At 68.0% G+C, this 15742-nt stretch carries 17 protein-coding genes; 5 read left to right on the top strand and 12 right to left on the bottom strand.

The window, feature by feature from the left end:
- Window positions 1-129 precede the first annotated feature (129 nt).
- The 3 genes from AVJ23_RS05895 to AVJ23_RS05885 form a co-directional block, all read right to left on the bottom strand.
- Window positions 130-1722: a TRAP transporter large permease gene (locus AVJ23_RS05895; protein ID WP_058861221.1), complete on the bottom strand. Its 1593-nt coding sequence runs from the start codon at window positions 1720-1722 to the stop codon at window positions 130-132.
- Window positions 1722-2537, bottom strand: coding sequence for a TRAP transporter small permease subunit (locus AVJ23_RS05890; RefSeq protein ID WP_058861220.1), 816 nt, complete (start codon window positions 2535-2537; stop codon window positions 1722-1724). The genes AVJ23_RS05895 and AVJ23_RS05890 overlap by 1 nt, the downstream gene beginning before the upstream one ends.
- A gap of 84 nt (window positions 2538-2621) precedes the next feature.
- Complete coding sequence (locus AVJ23_RS05885) at window positions 2622-3641, bottom strand: TRAP transporter substrate-binding protein (RefSeq protein WP_058861219.1); 1020 nt, start codon at window positions 3639-3641, stop codon at window positions 2622-2624.
- Window positions 3642-3868: 227 nt separating this feature from the next.
- Between AVJ23_RS05885 and AVJ23_RS05880 the strand changes: the two genes are divergently transcribed.
- Window positions 3869-4576, top strand: a complete 708-nt coding sequence (locus AVJ23_RS05880; RefSeq protein WP_058861218.1) for a GntR family transcriptional regulator — start codon at window positions 3869-3871, stop codon at window positions 4574-4576.
- Between the two features lie 23 nt (window positions 4577-4599).
- A complete protein-coding gene (locus AVJ23_RS05875; protein WP_058861217.1) occupies window positions 4600-5445 on the top strand; it encodes a fumarylacetoacetate hydrolase family protein in 846 nt (281 codons plus the stop codon).
- Between the two features lie 69 nt (window positions 5446-5514).
- Here the strand turns inward: AVJ23_RS05875 and AVJ23_RS05870 are convergent, their stop codons facing one another.
- Together AVJ23_RS05870 and metF are read right to left on the bottom strand one after the other, a co-directional pair.
- Window positions 5515-5961 carry a hypothetical protein gene (locus AVJ23_RS05870; RefSeq protein WP_157772623.1) on the bottom strand — a complete coding sequence of 149 codons (447 nt, stop codon included), beginning with the start codon at window positions 5959-5961 and terminating at the stop codon, window positions 5515-5517.
- Window positions 5962-6065: 104 nt separating this feature from the next.
- A complete protein-coding gene (metF, locus tag AVJ23_RS05865) occupies window positions 6066-6929 on the bottom strand; it encodes a methylenetetrahydrofolate reductase [NAD(P)H] (protein ID WP_058861215.1) in 864 nt (287 codons plus the stop codon).
- Window positions 6930-7021: 92 nt separating this feature from the next.
- Between metF and AVJ23_RS05860 the strand changes: the two genes are divergently transcribed.
- Complete coding sequence (locus tag AVJ23_RS05860; protein ID WP_058861214.1) at window positions 7022-7927, top strand: LysR family transcriptional regulator; 906 nt, start codon at window positions 7022-7024, stop codon at window positions 7925-7927.
- A gap of 1 nt (window position 7928) precedes the next feature.
- On the opposite strand, the gene AVJ23_RS05855 is transcribed toward AVJ23_RS05860, so the two are convergent.
- A complete protein-coding gene (locus AVJ23_RS05855) occupies window positions 7929-8249 on the bottom strand; it encodes a hypothetical protein (RefSeq protein WP_058861213.1) in 321 nt (106 codons plus the stop codon).
- Window positions 8250-8410: 161 nt separating this feature from the next.
- A complete protein-coding gene (locus tag AVJ23_RS05850) occupies window positions 8411-8617 on the bottom strand; it encodes a cold-shock protein (protein ID WP_058861212.1) in 207 nt (68 codons plus the stop codon).
- A gap of 226 nt (window positions 8618-8843) precedes the next feature.
- On the opposite strand from AVJ23_RS05850, the gene AVJ23_RS05845 reads away from it, so the two are divergent.
- Window positions 8844-9161, top strand: a complete 318-nt coding sequence (locus tag AVJ23_RS05845; RefSeq protein ID WP_058861211.1) for an ArsC/Spx/MgsR family protein — start codon at window positions 8844-8846, stop codon at window positions 9159-9161.
- On the opposite strand, the gene AVJ23_RS05840 is transcribed toward AVJ23_RS05845, so the two are convergent.
- The 5 genes from AVJ23_RS05840 to thrS form a co-directional block, all read right to left on the bottom strand.
- Window positions 9158-9745, bottom strand: a complete 588-nt coding sequence (locus tag AVJ23_RS05840) for a DoxX family protein (protein WP_058861210.1) — start codon at window positions 9743-9745, stop codon at window positions 9158-9160. The two genes, AVJ23_RS05845 and AVJ23_RS05840, sit on opposite strands and share 4 nt — an antisense overlap.
- 11 nt (window positions 9746-9756) lie before the next feature.
- Complete coding sequence (locus tag AVJ23_RS05835) at window positions 9757-10506, bottom strand: HvfC/BufC N-terminal domain-containing protein (protein ID WP_058861209.1); 750 nt, start codon at window positions 10504-10506, stop codon at window positions 9757-9759.
- 77 nt (window positions 10507-10583) lie between these two features.
- Window positions 10584-11432, bottom strand: coding sequence for an MNIO family bufferin maturase (bufB, locus tag AVJ23_RS05830; RefSeq protein WP_058861208.1), 849 nt, complete (start codon window positions 11430-11432; stop codon window positions 10584-10586).
- Window positions 11433-11503: 71 nt separating this feature from the next.
- Entirely contained in the window at window positions 11504-11803 is a 300-nt protein-coding gene (locus AVJ23_RS05825; protein ID WP_058861207.1) for a BufA1 family periplasmic bufferin-type metallophore, read from the bottom strand.
- A gap of 436 nt (window positions 11804-12239) precedes the next feature.
- Window positions 12240-14258: a threonine--tRNA ligase gene (gene thrS / locus AVJ23_RS05820; protein WP_058861206.1), complete on the bottom strand. Its 2019-nt coding sequence runs from the start codon at window positions 14256-14258 to the stop codon at window positions 12240-12242.
- 179 nt (window positions 14259-14437) lie between these two features.
- Here thrS and AVJ23_RS05815 point away from each other — a divergent pair, with 179 nt between their 5' ends.
- Window positions 14438-15685 (top strand): MFS transporter, encoded by a 1248-nt coding sequence (locus tag AVJ23_RS05815; protein ID WP_058861205.1) that lies wholly within the window; start codon window positions 14438-14440, stop codon window positions 15683-15685.
- Window positions 15686-15742: the final 57 nt, after the last annotated feature.

Below are 15742 nucleotides of genomic sequence, written 5' to 3'. Positions count from 1 at the left end.
GCTCCTCCCGGTGGGTGGCGGCGTCGGGGCAGGCGGGCTGTCCCGGGTCCGGCACGGGGCGCCGTGACGGGCGCCGGGTGCGGAGGCGGGCCGGGGCGCGTCACGCACGTCCCGGCCGCAAGGCCCTTCTCAGAGGAAGAGCGTGACGATCGGCGGCCAGGCCAGCAGCACCGACAGCGCCAGAAGCTGCAGCGCGATGAAGGGCAGGAAGCCGCGGAAGATGTCAGTCAGCGAGATATGCGCCGGCGCCACCGACTTGAGGTAGAAGGCCGCCGGGCCGAAAGGTGGCGACAGGAAGGACACCTGCATGTTCATGCAGAACACAACGCCGAACCAGACCGGCACCAGACGCGGGTCGACCGAGCCGAACCAGCCGATCTCTTCGGCGGGCAGCCGCGTCACGATGGGCAGAAAGACCGGCATGATCAGCAGCACGATGCCGACCCAGTCCATGAACATGCCCATGATCAGGAAGACCAGCATCATCACCAGGATGATGCTCATGGTCGGCATGTCGGCGCCCACGATCATGTTGGCCACGTAGGTCGGGCCGCCCGCCAGCGTGTAGGCCGCGGCAAGAGAGGCGGCGCCGATGGTCACCCAGATGATCGTGCCGGTGGATTTCAGCGTGCGCATCACCGCGTCCCACACGATGTCGAAGGTCATCTCGCGCCGGATCAGGCCGATCACGAAGACCGCGACCACACCCATGCCGGCCGCCTCGGTGATGCCGGTGATGCCACCGTAGATCGAGCCCAGCACCACGCCGATCACGATGATCGGCGCCACGAGGCCCTTGCCCATCTCCCAGCCGCGGGCGGTGCGCTCGCGCCCGACCAGCACGAAGGCGATCAGCGCGAAGACGCCGAAGGCACCCACGATCCAGGGGATGTCCGACACCATGCCCAGCGGGATCGGGTCGACCCCCTCGGTCACCGCGTTGCTGCCGGTGGCGGTGAAGAACAGCGCGCGCAGCACCATCACCCCGGTCACCCACAGGCCCAGCCGCGACAGGAAGCCCAGGAACATCAGCCCCTTCTCGCGGCCCTCGGGATCGCCCTCGGCCGGTTCGGGCAGGGGGGCCTGATCGGGGCGCAGGTTGGCGCGGATGATGATGTAGATGATGAAGAACGAGGCCAGCATGAAGCCCGGCAGGAAGGAGGCGGTGAACAGCGCCTTGATCGAGGTCTCGGTCACCAGCCCGTAGAAGATCAGCACGATCGAGGGCGGGATCATGGTGCCCAGGCTGCCCGAGGCGCAGATCGTCCCGATGGCGAGGTTCTGGTCATAGCCCAGCCGCAGCATCTGGGGCAGGGCGATCAGGCCCAGCAGCACGACCTCGCCGCCGATGATGCCCGACATGGCCGCCATGATGACCGCCATGACCGAGGTCACCACCGCGATGCCGCCGCGCATCCGGCTGAGCCAGACATTGAGCGACGAATACATGTCGCGCGCGATGCCGGACCGTTCCAGCAACGCGGCCATGAATATGAACAATGGCACCGATATCAGGACGTAGTTCGTCATCTGCCGGTAGACGGCCTGGCCCAGCACGTTCAGCGGCCCCATGCCGAAGCGTCCAAACAGCAGGTCGGGGCCGAATTTCATCAGCAGCGTCGCCACGGCCAGGAAGGCCGAGGCGAAGCCCAACGGCATCCCGATCGCCAGCAGGGCGAACATCGCCAGTAGCAGGATCAGGCTCAGCGTGCCGATGTCCATCAGTCGTCGTCCTTTTGCAGGTTGCGGCGCAGCATCGCGATCTCTTCCTCGTCGATGTCATCTGCGGGGCTGTGGCTTTCGGGCGCCTTGTTCCAGTCGGCGATGAGGTTCGACAGGGCCTGTATGGCAACCATCAGGATGATGATCAGGATGGCGGGCTTGATCGTGGCGGGGATCGGTGGATCCCACGCGGTGCCGAAGGCTTCCCAGCGCAGGAACTTGTCGCGCGCCTCGTTGTAGCCGCCCCACATCAGCGCCAGCGTGAAGGCCCAGATCAGCGCGACCGAGATGCAGTCCGACAGCTTGCGCATCCAGCGCGGCATCAGGTCGTAGATGATGTAGATGCGGATATGGCTGCGCTGCTGCATGGCGTAGAGCCCGGCCAGCAGGAACAGGAAACCGGCGATCCACAGCGACAGCTCGTTCGCCCAGAGTGTCGGCTTTTCAAAGACGTAGCGGGCGACCACCTCGTAGAACATCACGAAGACCAGCAGCACGATCGAGATCATCGAGATCCGCGAACAGACCAGCGAGACGATGTCGAAGAACCCCTCGGGCTTCGGCTCGATGCTGCCCTGCGTGTCCGACAGGTAGAGCGCGGCAAGAAAGATGGCGCCGAACACCGCGACATGGGTCAGGTAGACCAGCGCGCGGCCCTCGGGGCGCAGCATCTGGTGCATGCCGATGGCGGAGTCGAAGAACATCGCGGCGATGAACAGCGCACCGACAAGCAGCAGGCTTGCCGCGGTGAACAGGACCATCAGCAGGCGGACAGGCTGGCGGGCGGGGCCCAGCCAGACGGATTGCGTCTCCATCGGGCAGGTTCCTTACATGTGAAGGAAAGAATGCCCCGGCACGCGCGCCGTAGCGCCATGCCGGGGCGGCAGAGACTGTTCCGATTACTCGGACACGAGGCCCAGCTGCTCGAGATAGCCCAGGTGGCTGTCGACCAGCGCCTTGGCGGCATCCGAGGTGGCGAATTCCGGCCAGGTGGCCTGGGCCGCGTCACGGAAGGCCTGCAGGTCCTCGTCCGACCATGCGTGCAGCGTCACGCCCTGCTCGCGCAGCTGCGCGGCGGCTTCGGCGTTCTTCTTCTCGAAGGTCAGCGCGGTCTGCAGCGCCAGCTTCTGCATGGCGGTGTCCATGATGCGGCGATGCGCGTCGCTCAGCCCGTCCCAGACGCTCTTGTTGCAGGCCAGGTGGTCGGAGGGCATCGAGTGGAAGCCCGGGTAGTTGGTGTGGTTGACCAGGTCATAGAGGCCGAGACCCACGTTGTTGGACAGGCCCGAGGCGTCGGCCCCGTCGATGATGCCCGTTTCCAGCGCGGTGAAGATCTCGGTGAAGTCCATCACGATCGGCGAGGCGCCGAGCTTTTCGAAGATCTTGGTCTCCATGCCCGGGGGCGAGCGGAATTTCCAGTCCTTGAAGTCGTCGACGTTGCGGATCGGCTTGGACGAGGCCAGCGATTCCTGGCCATAGACCCACCAGCCGATCAGCTGCATGTTGTAGCTGTTGTACAGCTCCTGCGCGTCTTCGAGACCACCGCCGTGATACAGCCAGCTCAGCTGCTGGTAGGGGGTCTCGTAGCCGCCCATGATGTCGCCGACGAACTGGAACGCCGGGTCCTTGCCGGTCTGGTAGGCGCCGCCGGTCATGTCGCAGTCCAGGATGCCGTTGGCCGCGGCGTCGAAGGTCTCGACCGAGGCCACGACCGAGGACGAGAAGAACATCTCGATATCGATCGCGCCGCCCGACATCACCTCGACATCGTCGGCGAATTGCTGGGCCAGCTGGCCGGACACGGTTTCCGGGGCATAGTGGGTCTGGATGCGCAGGGTGACTTCCTGCGCACCGACGGCCGATGCGGAGACGGCAACAGCCGCCACGGCCGCCGATTTGAGAATCGACTTGAGCTTCATTGTATTCCTCCCTGAACGGCCTCCTCCGGCCGCCTTTCTCGTTTCCCGACAAGGCCTTCGGGGCCCCTGCGGTGACGGTTGCTCGACCGTCGCGGCACCACGCTAACCAATGCCATGTCGACAGGCAAGGATTTTTGGTATACCAGATTTTGCGCATGAGAGGCCGCCCCGCGCGGGGCGGAGCGGGGGCTGCGGGCCCTTGGATCACTGGGAGAACGGGTCGCGCCATGCCGGGACTGACATTGCCGGAACAGATCGCGAATCAGCTGCGCCGGGACATCCTGCGGGGCAAGCTGCCGCCGGGTGCCACGATCAAGGAGCGCGACAGCGCGGCCGAGCTCGGCGTCAGCCGCACCCCCATGCGCGAGGCGATCCGCATTCTCGCCAAGGAGGGGCTGGTCGTGCTGCGTCCGGCGCGCAGCCCGATCGTCGCCCAGCCCAGCTTTCGCGACGTGGCCGACAATATCGAGGTGCTCTCGGCACTGGAGCTGCTGTCGGCCGAGCTGGCCTGCGCGCGCGCCAGCGAAGAGCAGATCGCCGAGATCGTGGCCGTGCAGGACCGGATGGCGGCCAGCTACGACACGCTCGACCTGATCGACGTGTTCGAGCTGGACATGAAATTCCACCGGGCCATCGCGCGGGCCTCGAACAACGCGGTGCTGGCCGAGACGCACCGCGCCATCCTCTCGCGGCTGTGGCGCGCGCGCTACCTATCGGCCAGCCGCAAGAAATCGCGCGACCGCGTGCTGGCGCAGCACAGCGCCATCGTCGAGGGGCTGCGCGCCCGCGACGCGCAGGCGGTGCGCAACCATCTTCACTCGCATCTCGAACAGTTGCTGGTCAATGTGCGGGAATTCTTCGAGACCGAAGACGAAGACCCGTCGCCCGCCGCATCCCGGCCTCCGGGCCGGGACATGGGCAAGGCGGCAGAATGAACTCAGGAAAGGAAGATATCTAGATGAAATTGTTGCGTTTCGGCCCGGCGGGCCAGGAAAAGCCCGGCCTTCTGGACAGCGACGGACAGGTGCGTGACCTGTCGGGCGCGGTGCCGGATTTCGCCGGCGACGCGGTCTCGTTCGAGGCGCTGGACCGGATCCGCGCGCTCGACATCGCCAGCCTGCCCGTCGTGGCCGAGCCCGGCCGGATCGGCTCCTGCCTTGCCTCGGTGCCGAATTTCTACTGCATCGGGCTGAACTACGCCAAGCACGCGGCCGAGACCGGGGCCGAGCCCCCGAAAGAGCCGATCATCTTCAACAAGGCGACCTCGGCGCTGTCGGGCCCGTTCGACCCGGTGGTGATCCCGCGCGGCTCGGAGAAATCCGACTGGGAGGTCGAGCTGGGCGTGGTGATCGGCCGTGAGGCCTCTTACGTGTCGCAGGCCGACGCGCTGAGCCACGTGGCGGGCTACTGCGTGATCAACGACATGTCCGAGCGCGCCTTCCAGATCGAGCGCGGCGGCCAATGGGTCAAGGGCAAGTCCGCACCCACCTTCGGCCCCACCGGCCCGTGGCTGGTGACCGCCGACGAGGTGCCGGACCCGCAGACGCTGGGCCTGTCGCTCAAGCTGAACGGCGAAACCGTGCAGGACAGCGACACCTCGGACATGATCTTCGGCGTGGCCGAGATCGTCAGCTACATGAGCCAGTTCATGAAGCTGGTCCCGGGCGACATCATCGCCACCGGCACGCCCTCGGGCGTGGGCATGGGCATGTCGCCGCAGCGCTTCCTCAAGCCCGGCGACGTGATGGAACTGACCATCCAGGGCCTGGGCGAGCAGCGGCAGGAAGCCATCGCCGCCTCCTGACCCACGGGTCATGACTTGCGCGGGGCGGGCGGGATCGCCCGTCCTGCACCACGTGATCCTGTGGGCGGCTCAGGCCGCCTGCAGGTCGGGCCCGGAAGATGGCCCCGGGGTCCAGAGGCTCAGCACCAGCGCCAGCCACCACGCCACCCCGCAGAGCAGGAAACTGACCAGTCCGGCCAGCACCGACAGGTTGCGGCCCAGCGGCTCGGGCAGGCCCAGCAGGATCAGCGCGCTCATCGACATGAAGGCGAAGAGGAAGGGCGCGATGGCCAGCAGCACGCCCGCGGGCAGGAAATGGATCGGCCGCCCGGGCCGGACCAGCCAGCCGGGCTTGCCTGTCAGCAGCGTGATCGCCGCGGCAAAGCCCGCAAGCTGGCCCACCAGCGGCACGCCCACGTGCTGGCCCTCGGCCAGCGCGCCGGGCAGGGCAATGAAGAAGAGAATGGTGAACAGCGCCGCATAGCCGCCCTGAAGGCGCAGGATCACGGCATGGACGGATTGCAGGATGGGACGCATCGGGACCTCGCGCGAGAACACTCGCGGGTCACGCTAGGCGCCGGCTGCGGCGAAAGCGGGGCAGGGCGGTGGCCGGCCCGCGGCACCGCGCGGGCCCCTCTGCCTCAGGCCACGTTCTCCAGCTTGACCTCGGGGGTGACGCCAAGCGCGTGGCAGACATCGCGGGTCAGCTCGGGCCGGTTCAGCGTGTAGAAATGCAGCTTGTCCACGCCACCCTCGATCAGCTCCGAGCAGAGCTCGGTGCAGATGGCGGTGGCCAGCAGGTCCTCGCGCCCGTCGCGGGTGGCCTTGTCGAAGGCGTCGATCACCCAGCCGGGGATATGCGTGCCGCAGCTTTCGGCGAAGCGCCGCGCGCCCTTCCAGTTCTCGATCGGCAGGATGCCCGGGACGACATGCTGGTCGATGCCCGCCTTGGCGCAGGCGTCGCGGAAGCGGAAGAAGGTCTCGGGTTCGAAGAAGAACTGGGTCAGCGCCTCGGTCGCGCCGGCGTCGAGCTTGCGCTTGAGCCAATCGATATCGGCCTGCGCGCTGGCGGCCTCGGGGTGGATGTCGGGATAGGCGCCCACGCGGATGGTGAAATCGCCCGTCGCGGCCAGCGCCTCGATCAGCTCGACCGAGTTGCCAAAGCCCTCGGGATGCGGCTCGAACCGCGCGCTGCCCTTGGGCGGGTCGCCGCGCAGCGCCACGATATCAGCCACACCTGCCTCGGCAAAGCCGCGCGCGATTTCCAGCGTCTCGTCCCGCGTGGCGTTCACGCAGGTCAGGTGCGCCGCGGTGCGCAGGCCCGAATGCTTGTGCAGCGTCGCCACCACCTCGCGCGTCAGGTCACGGGTCGTGCCCCCCGCCCCGTAGGTGACCGAGACGAAGCGCGGGGCAAGCGGGGCCAGCACCTGAACCGCGTCCCAGAGCCGGAACGTGCCTTCGATGTTCCGGGGCGGGAAGAATTCGAAACTGATCTCGGGGCGCATCGCGTCACATCCTCTGGCAAACCTCTGCCCTCTGTGCCATGTGATCTATCCTGAGACAAACTCATAAATCTCAAGATCAACATGAGGCCGACATGCATATCGAGTTCCGGCACCTGCGCACGATCAAGGCGATCCACGAGGCGGGCGGCGTGGCGCGGGCGGCCGACCAGCTGAACATCACGCAATCGGCCCTTTCTCACCAGATCAAGGGGCTGGAGGACCAGGCGGGGGTCGAGCTCTTCGTGCGCCGCTCCAAGCCGATGCGCCTGTCGGCGGCCGGGATGCGGCTGTTGCGGCTGGCCGAACAGGTGCTGCCGCAGGTCGAGGCGCTGCAGGCCGAGTTCGCCGGCCTGCGCGAGGGGCGCTCGGGCCGGCTGCACATCGCCATCGAATGTCATGCCTGTTTCGAATGGCTCTTCCCGGTGCTGGAAGGGTTCCGCAAGAGCTGGCCGGACGTGGATGTCGACATCCGCCCGGGGCTGGCCTTCGACGCGTTGCCGGCGCTGATGAAGGAGGAGGTGGACGTGGTGATTTCCTCCGACCCCGAGGATCTGCCGGGCATCACCTTCTCGCCGCTCTTCGATTACAGCCCGGTCTTCGTCGCCGCCGCCGCGCATCCGCTGGCCGCCAAACCTTATGTCGAGGCGGCCGATTTCCGGGGCCAGACGCTGATCACCTACCCGGTGGAGCGTGCCCGGCTGGACGTGTTCAGTCAGCTTCTGACCCCGGCCAAGGTCGAACCCGCGGCGATCCGGCAGGTGGAACTGACGGCGGTGATCCTGCTGCTGGTCGCCTCCAACCGCGGTGTCTCGGTATTGCCCGACTGGGTGGTGCGCGAGGTGAAATACAACTCGGATTACGTGACCCGGCCGCTGACCGCGCAGGGCGTGACGCGCCGGCTTTATGCCGCGACGCGCAGCGATGATCTTGCCAAGCCCTACATGCGCGAGCTCATCGCCTCGGCCGGGCAAGAGGCGCGACGCCTGCAGGAGGCATAGCTCACGGGGCGCTGCGGGCGCAGTTCTGCTCGGCCTGCGCCCGCGCCAGCGCCCATTTGTCGGCATAGCGCCAGCCCGGCGCGCGGTCGGGATCGCGCGTCATCACGTTCTGCGCCACGTAGGCAAAGCAGGCGCAGTCCACGCCGGACAGTTCGGCCTCGCAAAAGGCGCGCTCGCTTTCATGCGGGATCCGGTCGACCGGCGTGGCCAGCGGGTCGAACCCGCCGCCGCCCTGCGTCAGGGGCGGCAAGGTGTTGACCACGGCCAGCGCCACGGCCCCGCTGCCCAGGATCCACAGCCCGATCGAAAGCTCGCTGGCCATCGTGATTGCCCCGCCTGTTGACGGGAGACACCCTATGGCAGAGCCGGGCTAAACCCCAGCACGCAATGCGCGCAATTCGCTGCAAACTGTCCGCGTCTGGCGGCAGTAGCGGGGCAGCAACGGGCCGACCGGGGACGGCCCGCGCCATCCTCTCGCAATGTTCAGAGGGTTTTCAGATCTGACGCCATGGTGCGCCCGTCGCGCCCTTCGCGCAGCTCGTAGCTGACCTTCTGATTGTCGGCCAGGCCGGTCAGCCCCGATCGTTCGACCGCCGAGATATGGACGAAAACGTCCTTGCCGCCTTCGTCGGGCGCGATGAAACCATAGCCTTTCGTGGTGTTGAACCACTTCACGGTGCCGTTCGGCATAGTCCCGTGCTCCTTGTCTAGTCCCGTCTCCTGGCCCCACAGGGTGCGAGGCCACCCTGTCACATTCGCCTTTCAGGACACGCCCCGGCGGGAATCGCACGGATAGGTGGCCGATCGTCGAAGGTCACGAAAGGCAGTTTAGCGCATACATGTAAATTGCAAGAAAAACCCGGCCGTATTACAGGCTGTCGGCGGGGATGTGAACGCCGCGAACGGAGGCTGTGCAATGAAGATCCACGGGTTGAAGACATGCGACACCTGCCGCATGGCGCGCAAGGCGCTGCCCGAGGCCACCTTCGTCGATCTGCGCGACACGCCGCTGTCGGACGAGCTGCTGGATCGGGCCATCGCGGCCTTTCCCGACACGCTGGTCAACCGCCGCTCGACCACCTGGCGCGGGCTGGACGCGGCCGAGCGTGACCGCCCCGTGCGCGAGCTGCTGCGCGCCCATCCAACCCTGATGAAGCGCCCCCTGATCGAAGAGGGCACCACGCTGCACCTGGGCTGGGACGCCGGCGTCCGGTCGGCGCTGCTGGGCGACTAGGCCGGCGCGACGCGGCCCGGGCCTTGCGCCACCAGCACTCGGTCGAGCGACAGCACGCCCGCGCCTTTGACCACCAGCGTCACCAGCAGCAGCATCCAGAAGGCCCGCTGGTCGAGGATCAGCGCATCCGGCACGCGGTCGAACCAGGCCCCCAGCGCGGCCGGATCGCCAATGCTGCCATGGCCGTAGAGGTCGGTCAGTGTTTGCACGATGACGAACCCGATCATCCCCAGCGCCGCCAGCCGCGTGAACAGCCCGACCACGATCAGCAGCGGCAGCAGGAACTCGGCGAAGGTTCCGGCATAGGCGATCAAATCATAAAATGGCCCCAGCTTCGAGGCGTCATAGCCGGCCGCCTCGAAAGCCTTTGGAAACATTTGCGCATAGACACCCAGCTCCAGCGTGAAGATGTCGAGGATGCCTTCCTCGCCCTTGCGGTCCACCACCTTGGTCAGGGCCGAGGCCCAGAAATAGCCCAGCAGCGTCGCGGCAAAGACCAGCCGGGCCAGCAGCGGCAGCAGCCCCTCGCCATAGCGCGCGACCGCGCCGAAGATCATGTGATGCAGAGAGACGAGACGGTCCATGGCGGGGCTCCTCAGGGACGGGGCAGGAAAAGATCGGTCAGGGCGCCGGCAGACAAGAGCAGCGACAGGGTGGCGGAGAGGTCGAACCCATCGCCCGCGGCCTCCAAAGCGTCGCCGAAGGGCGCGCCCGCCAGCAGCGCGGCGACGAATCGACCGGCGCCCGGGCCCAGCAGATGCATCTGCGGGTCCAGCGCCGGGCGCGTCACCAGCACGTCCTCGGCCCCGGCCGCGGGCTTGGGCGCGCCGGCGACAAGAGTGAAACGATGCACCGACAGGACCGGCCAGTCCGACCGGATCAGCTGCAGCGCGGGCGCCGGCACCAGCCGCGCGCCCATCAGCGTGGCCTCGTCCAGCCCCTGCAGCCGCGCAGGATCCAGCGGCGGCGCATCGGCGGCGTGATAGCTCTGGCGCAGCGCCAGTTCCAGCTGCGCCACGTCCGGCAGGTAGCCCAGCCGGGCCAGCGGCGCGATCCCGGCCAGGAAGGTGGGAAACCCCGCGCCATAGAACATCATGCGCGGATCCCCGGGCGGAGAACTGCGCAGGAACCGCGCCGCGACATGGGCAAAATTCTCGGGCCCGATCAGCTTGGCCACCGCCGGGAACCCCGTCTCCAGCGCCTCGCGCAGCGCCACGGCGACATTGTTGCGATAGACGGCATAGCGGCGCCCGGCCGGCCGGCCCAGCCCATCGACCAGCCCCCGCGGCACCGGCGCCTCGGCCTGCAGCAGGGCCGCGCGGAAGGCGGTCTCGCAGTCTTTCATCTTTCCAAAAATACTCCGGGGGGCCCGCAGGGCGGGGGCAGCGCCCCCTCCGACGCCGGGGCCGGGGGCCGCCGCGCTCATGCCGCGACCCGGGTCAGCGTCGCGCCGGCGCGCGCCGCCTCGGCGGCCAGCACAGGCCAGTCGGGCACGTCATTGTCCCATTCCACCAGCACGGGGCGCGGCCCGGCGCGGTCCAGCACCTCGTCCAGCAGGGCCCAGACCGGGTCGGCCACGGTGCGGCCATGGCTGTCGATCAGCAGCGGCGCGCCGAAATCATCGGCATCCGTGTCATGCCCGCCCAGATGGATCTCACCCACCTCCTCCAGCGCGAAATCGGCGATGTAGTCGCGCGGCGGGTAGGCGAGGTTCGTGGCCGAGACGAAGACATTGTTCACGTCCAGCAGCAGCCCGCAGCCGGTGCGCCGCGCGATCTCGCGCAGGAAATCGGTCTCGGACCAGGTGCTCTCGGCGAAGGCGAGGTAGGAGGAGGGGTTCTCCAGCAGCATGCGCCGGCCCAGCACGGTCTGCACCTCGTCCACATGGGCGCAGACCCGCGCCAGCGTGTCGGTCGTGTAGGGCAGGGGCAGCAGGTCGTTCAGGAAATGGCCCTCATGGGTCGACCAGGCCAGGTGTTCGGAAAAGCTGGCCGGGTTCAGCCAGCCCAGCAGGTGCTTCAGCCGCGCGAGGTGGTCGCGGTCGAGCGGCTCGGGCCCGCCGATAGACAGGCCCACACCGTGCACGGACAGGGGGAAGCGTTCGGCCAGCGCGCGCAGCTGCGCCAGCGGGCGCCCGCCATCGCCCATGTAGTTCTCGGCGTGGATCTCCAGCCAGCCCACCGGCGCGGGATCGGCCATGATCGGCGCGAAATGCTGCGCCTTGTAGCCGACGCCGGGCAGGGCGGGCAGGGCATGGGTCGCATCGAACATCGGGCGGGTCCTTCTCGCGGGCTCGGGGGTCGGGATGGGTGTCGCCACCCATCCCGGTCTCTGGGGGGCGCTCACGCCTCGGGCAGGTCGCGCTCCAACGGCTCGAGCGAGCCCATGCGTTCGCTGCCATCGGCCATCTCGGGCAGGTCGATCTCGGTGCAGGTGCCGGCCTCGACCAGCGTCCAGGCATTGCCCTGGTAATCCACGGTCGAGGTGCCGGCGCAGGTGGTGCCGGGGCCGGCGGCGCAGTCATTCTCGCCGGCCAGCGAAATGCCGTAGCACTTCTCCTGTTCCTGCGCGGCAACGCCGGTGGCGGCAAAGCTGGCGGCAACGGCACCGACAAGCGCGGCGGTCTTGATGGACTTGGACATGGTCTTTCCTTTCGAGGGTTCAGTCGGTCGAAACTCGGCCGAGGGCCCCGTGCCCTTCGGTACGCAAAAGGTGCCGCGACTTCGTGCCGCGTACCATTCACGCCGCCGTGCATCACGCGAGCGTCACGCCGCGTCAGCCGCACGTGACATGCTGCATGTGCAGAAATGCCGTGAAATCAGGGGTGTTGCGCGCCGGATGGTAACAGTTCGCAGCGCCGCGCCCGGGCGTCGGGGCGGTTTGTTACAGTCGATCCGGCGCTGGGGCGGCCCGCAGGCCGCCCGATCACGCGGGTTGTCAACCCTGTCACAAAGCCCCGCAGTCCGGGGCTGTCAGGGAAAGAACGCGCGAGCGCGCCGGAAACGTCGCCTCAAGACGAAAAAAAAACGCGCCCCGGTCAGCCGGGGCGCGTTCGCTGTCAGGATTTCGGGGCGCGGATCAGGCCGGCTCGGTCTCGGTCACGGCGGCGGCCGGTGCCGGGCGCAGGTCCGGCGGGGTGGCATCGCGCGCGAGGTCGGGCACGATCTCGTCCAGCGCCACGGTGCGGGTCTGCTTTTCGCCAAGGCGCCGCAGGGTCACGGTGCGCTCCTCGACCTCGCGATGCCCGACGGCCAGGATCACCGGCACCTTGCCGACCGAATGCTCGCGCACCTTGAAGTTGATCTTCTCGTTGCGCGTGTCGGCCTCGGCCCGGACGCCGGCGCGGGTCAGCGCCGCCACCACCTCGGCCACGTAGTCATCGGCCTCCGAGGTGATCGAGGCGACCACGACCTGCCGCGGCGCCAGCCAGAAGGGCAGCTTGCCGGCATGTTCCTCGATCAGGATGCCGATGAAGCGCTCGAACGAGCCCAGGCAGGCGCGGTGCAGCATGTAGGGCCGGTGCTTGTCGCCATCCGAGCCGATATAGCTGGCGCCCAGACGTTCGGGCAGGTTCGGGTCGACCTGGAAGGTACCGCATTGCCAGACCCGGCCGATCGCGTCGGTCAGGTAGAAATCCAGCTTGGGCCCGTAGAAGGCGCCATCGCCGGGCTCCAGCACGTAATCGCGGCCCACCGCCTTGATCGCGTTCTCAAGCGCGCCTTCCACGTGGTCCCAGCTTTCCTCGCTGCCCACGCGCTTCTCGGGGCGGGTGGCAAAGCGGATCTCGAACTCGGGGAAGCCGAGCTCGCGGTAGACCCCGGCGAGGAAGTCGATGAAGCGCGCGCATTCCTCCTGGATCTGGTCCTCGGTGCAGAAGATATGCGCGTCATCCTGCGTGAAGCCGCGTACCCGCATGATCCCGTGCAGCGCGCCCGAGGGCTCGAACCGCGCGCAGGAGCCGAACTCGGCCAGCCGCAGCGGCAGGTCGCGATAGCTTTTGAGGCCCTGGTTGAAGACCTGCACGTGACAGGGGCAGTTCATCGGCTTCAGCGCGTTGATCCGGGTCTGGGCCTTGTCCTTGACCGCGGCATCGTCGCTTTCGCCGTCGCGCGATTCATCCACCTCGACGATGAACATGTGGTGCTGGTACTTGTCCCAGTGGCCGGAGGCCTCCCATAGCTTGCGGTCCACCACCTGCGGGGTGTTGATCTCGCGGTAGCCGCCGGCGCGCTGCTTGCGGCGCATGTAATCCTGCAGCTGGGTGTAGATGGTCCAGCCGTCGGGATGCCAGAAGACCTGGCCCGGCGCCTCTTCCTGCATGTGGAACAGGTCCATCTCGCGGCCCAGCTTGCGGTGGTCTCGCTTGGCGGCCTCTTCCAGCATGTGCAGGTGCTTCTTGAGGTCGTCGCGGTTCCTGAAGGCCACGCCGTAGATGCGCTGCAGCATCTGGCGGCTGCTGTCGCCGCGCCAGTAGGCGCCGGCCACGCTCATCAGCTTGAACGCGTCGCCCGGGACCTGCCCGGTATGCTGCAGGTGCGGGCCGCGACAGAGATCCTGCCAGTGGCCGTGCCAGTACATGCGGATCGGCTCGTCGCCGGGGATCGCCTCGACCAGCTCGACCTTGTAGGGCTCGTTGTTGGCGGCATAGTACTTGATCGCGCGCTCGCGCTCCCACAGCTCGGTGGTGACCGGGTCGCGGCGGTTGATGATCTCCTTCATCTTCTTCTCGATCGCGCCGAGATCCTCGGGCGTGAAGGGCTCGGCCCGGTCGAAATCGTAATACCAGCCATTGTCGATGACGGGGCCGATGGTGACCTTCACCTCGGGCCAGATCTCCTGCACGGCGCGCGCCATGATATGGGCAAGGTCGTGGCGGATCAGCTCGAGCGCGGGCGCATCGTCGGCCATGGTGTTGATGGCGATCTGCGCGTCACGCTCGATCGGCCATTGCAGGTCCCAGTGCGCGCCGTCCACGTTGGCGGAAATCGCCTTCTTGGACAGGGACTTGGAAATCGAGGCCGCGACCTCGGCGGGCGTCACGCCCTTGTCGAAGTCACGCTGCGAGCCATCTGGGAATGTCAGGGAAACTTGGGCCATCGGCCATGCTCCTCGTCGGTTTGGCGCCCACGGAACGCCCGGTTGCGGGTTATGTGTGCGCGTCTTGTGACCCTGCCCGCGCGGGCTGTCAAGCAAGCGTGAGGGAACCGGATCGGGGCGGCGCGGCTTTACGCCGGGTGAGCCGCAGCCAGCAGTGACACGCCAGCCGAGAGGATGACATGAACGACGCCACGACCGAGATCTACGACCAGCTGACCGGCGCCGAGGAGGACGTGCCCGCGCGCGAGGGCCGCAACGGCACCCGCCACATGCTGTCACTGTCCATGACCAAGGTGGCCGACGGGCTGATCGACCCCAAGCTGGTGTTGAGCTGGCTGGGCGGCGCGCTGGGCGTGCCGGCCGCGGTGACCGGGCTTTTCGTGCCGATCCGCGAGGCCGGCGCGCTTCTGCCGCAGATCCTGATGGCGGGCCGGGTGCAGGCCATGGCGCATCGCAAATGGGCCTGGGTGCTGGGCACGCTGGGGCAGGGGTCCATGGCGGCGCTGATCTGCCTCGTGGCATTGACAATGGAGGGGCTGGCCGCGGGGCTGGCCATCGCCGCGGCGCTGGTCGTCTTCTCGGTCAGCCGGGCGCTCTGCTCCGTCAGCTACAAGGACATCCTCGGCAAGACCGTGGCCAAAACCCGGCGGGGCGCGGTGACCGGCGTGGCGGGCTCGGCCTCGGCGCTGGCGGTGCTGGGCTTTGCCGCGCTGCTGATGTCGGGCATGGTGCGCGAGACCGGCCCGGTGATCGTGGCGATCGGCGTGGCGTCCGTCCTGTGGCTGGTGGCGGGGGCGCTGTTCTCGCGGCTTGAGGAGCAGGCCTCGGAAGACCGCGAGGCGCCGGCCATCGATCTTGCGCCGCTGCGCGAGGATGCGCAGTTCCGCCGCTTCATCGCGACGCGCGGCGCGCTGACAGTGACCGCACTGGCGCCGCCCTATTTCGTGCTGCTGGGCGCGGGGCAATCGGCGCTGCAGGGGCTGGGCGCGCTGCTGCTGGCCTCCTCGGCGGCCTCCTTCGTCAGCTCCTATGTCTGGGGGCGGCTGGCCGACCGGTCCTCGCGCGCGGTGCTGATGCTGTCGGGGCTCTGCGCGGCGCTGTTCATGGCGCTGGCCGTGGCCGCGGATCTTGCCGGCTGGGCCGAGCGCGCCTGGGTCGTGCCGGTGACGCTGTTCGGCCTGATGGTGGCCTATCACGGCGTGCGGCAGGGACGGTCGACCTACCTTGTCGACATGGCGCCCGAGGAGGCCCGTTCGCGCTATGCCGCCCTGGCCAATACCGCGATCGGCACGCTGCTGCTGGTGGTCGGCGCGCTGGGCGGCGGGCTGGCCCTGCTGGGCCCGCAGGTGGCGCTGGCCGGCTTTGCCGCGCTGAGCCTTGCGGGCGCCGCGCTGGCCTATGGCCTGCACGAGGTGGAGAGCGCCTGAACGCGGCGGGGCGGCGGCGTCCCACCCGCCCACCCCGCCGCGGCCCCGCCGCGCGTG

Source organism: Pseudoponticoccus marisrubri (genome assembly GCF_001482405.1).
Classification (GTDB): Bacteria; Pseudomonadota; Alphaproteobacteria; order Rhodobacterales; family Rhodobacteraceae; genus Pseudoponticoccus; species Pseudoponticoccus marisrubri.
Note: the sequence above shows the minus strand (reverse complement) of the source record. Positions and strands in the feature narration are given on the sequence as shown.

Bases quoted from the DNA above. Each gene is read 5' to 3' on its own strand.
- AVJ23_RS05895 (WP_058861221.1), bottom strand. From the start codon at position 1,722: ATGGACATCGGCACGCTGAGCCTGATCCTGCTACTGGCGATGTTCGCC.
- AVJ23_RS05890 (WP_058861220.1), bottom strand. From the start codon at position 2,537: ATGGAGACGCAATCCGTCTGGCTGGGCCCCGCCCGCCAGCCTGTCCGC.
- AVJ23_RS05885 (WP_058861219.1), bottom strand. From the start codon at position 3,641: ATGAAGCTCAAGTCGATTCTCAAATCGGCGGCCGTGGCGGCTGTTGCC.
- AVJ23_RS05880 (WP_058861218.1), top strand. From the start codon at position 3,869: ATGCCGGGACTGACATTGCCGGAACAGATCGCGAATCAGCTGCGCCGG.
- AVJ23_RS05875 (WP_058861217.1), top strand. From the start codon at position 4,600: ATGAAATTGTTGCGTTTCGGCCCGGCGGGCCAGGAAAAGCCCGGCCTT.
- AVJ23_RS05870 (WP_157772623.1), bottom strand. From the start codon at position 5,961: ATGCGTCCCATCCTGCAATCCGTCCATGCCGTGATCCTGCGCCTTCAG.
- metF (WP_058861215.1), bottom strand. From the start codon at position 6,929: ATGCGCCCCGAGATCAGTTTCGAATTCTTCCCGCCCCGGAACATCGAA.
- AVJ23_RS05860 (WP_058861214.1), top strand. From the start codon at position 7,022: ATGCATATCGAGTTCCGGCACCTGCGCACGATCAAGGCGATCCACGAG.
- AVJ23_RS05855 (WP_058861213.1), bottom strand. From the start codon at position 8,249: ATGGCCAGCGAGCTTTCGATCGGGCTGTGGATCCTGGGCAGCGGGGCC.
- AVJ23_RS05850 (WP_058861212.1), bottom strand. From the start codon at position 8,617: ATGCCGAACGGCACCGTGAAGTGGTTCAACACCACGAAAGGCTATGGT.
- AVJ23_RS05845 (WP_058861211.1), top strand. From the start codon at position 8,844: ATGAAGATCCACGGGTTGAAGACATGCGACACCTGCCGCATGGCGCGC.
- AVJ23_RS05840 (WP_058861210.1), bottom strand. From the start codon at position 9,745: ATGGACCGTCTCGTCTCTCTGCATCACATGATCTTCGGCGCGGTCGCG.
- AVJ23_RS05835 (WP_058861209.1), bottom strand. From the start codon at position 10,506: ATGAAAGACTGCGAGACCGCCTTCCGCGCGGCCCTGCTGCAGGCCGAG.
- bufB (WP_058861208.1), bottom strand. From the start codon at position 11,432: ATGTTCGATGCGACCCATGCCCTGCCCGCCCTGCCCGGCGTCGGCTAC.
- AVJ23_RS05825 (WP_058861207.1), bottom strand. From the start codon at position 11,803: ATGTCCAAGTCCATCAAGACCGCCGCGCTTGTCGGTGCCGTTGCCGCC.
- thrS (WP_058861206.1), bottom strand. From the start codon at position 14,258: ATGGCCCAAGTTTCCCTGACATTCCCAGATGGCTCGCAGCGTGACTTC.
- AVJ23_RS05815 (WP_058861205.1), top strand. From the start codon at position 14,438: ATGAACGACGCCACGACCGAGATCTACGACCAGCTGACCGGCGCCGAG.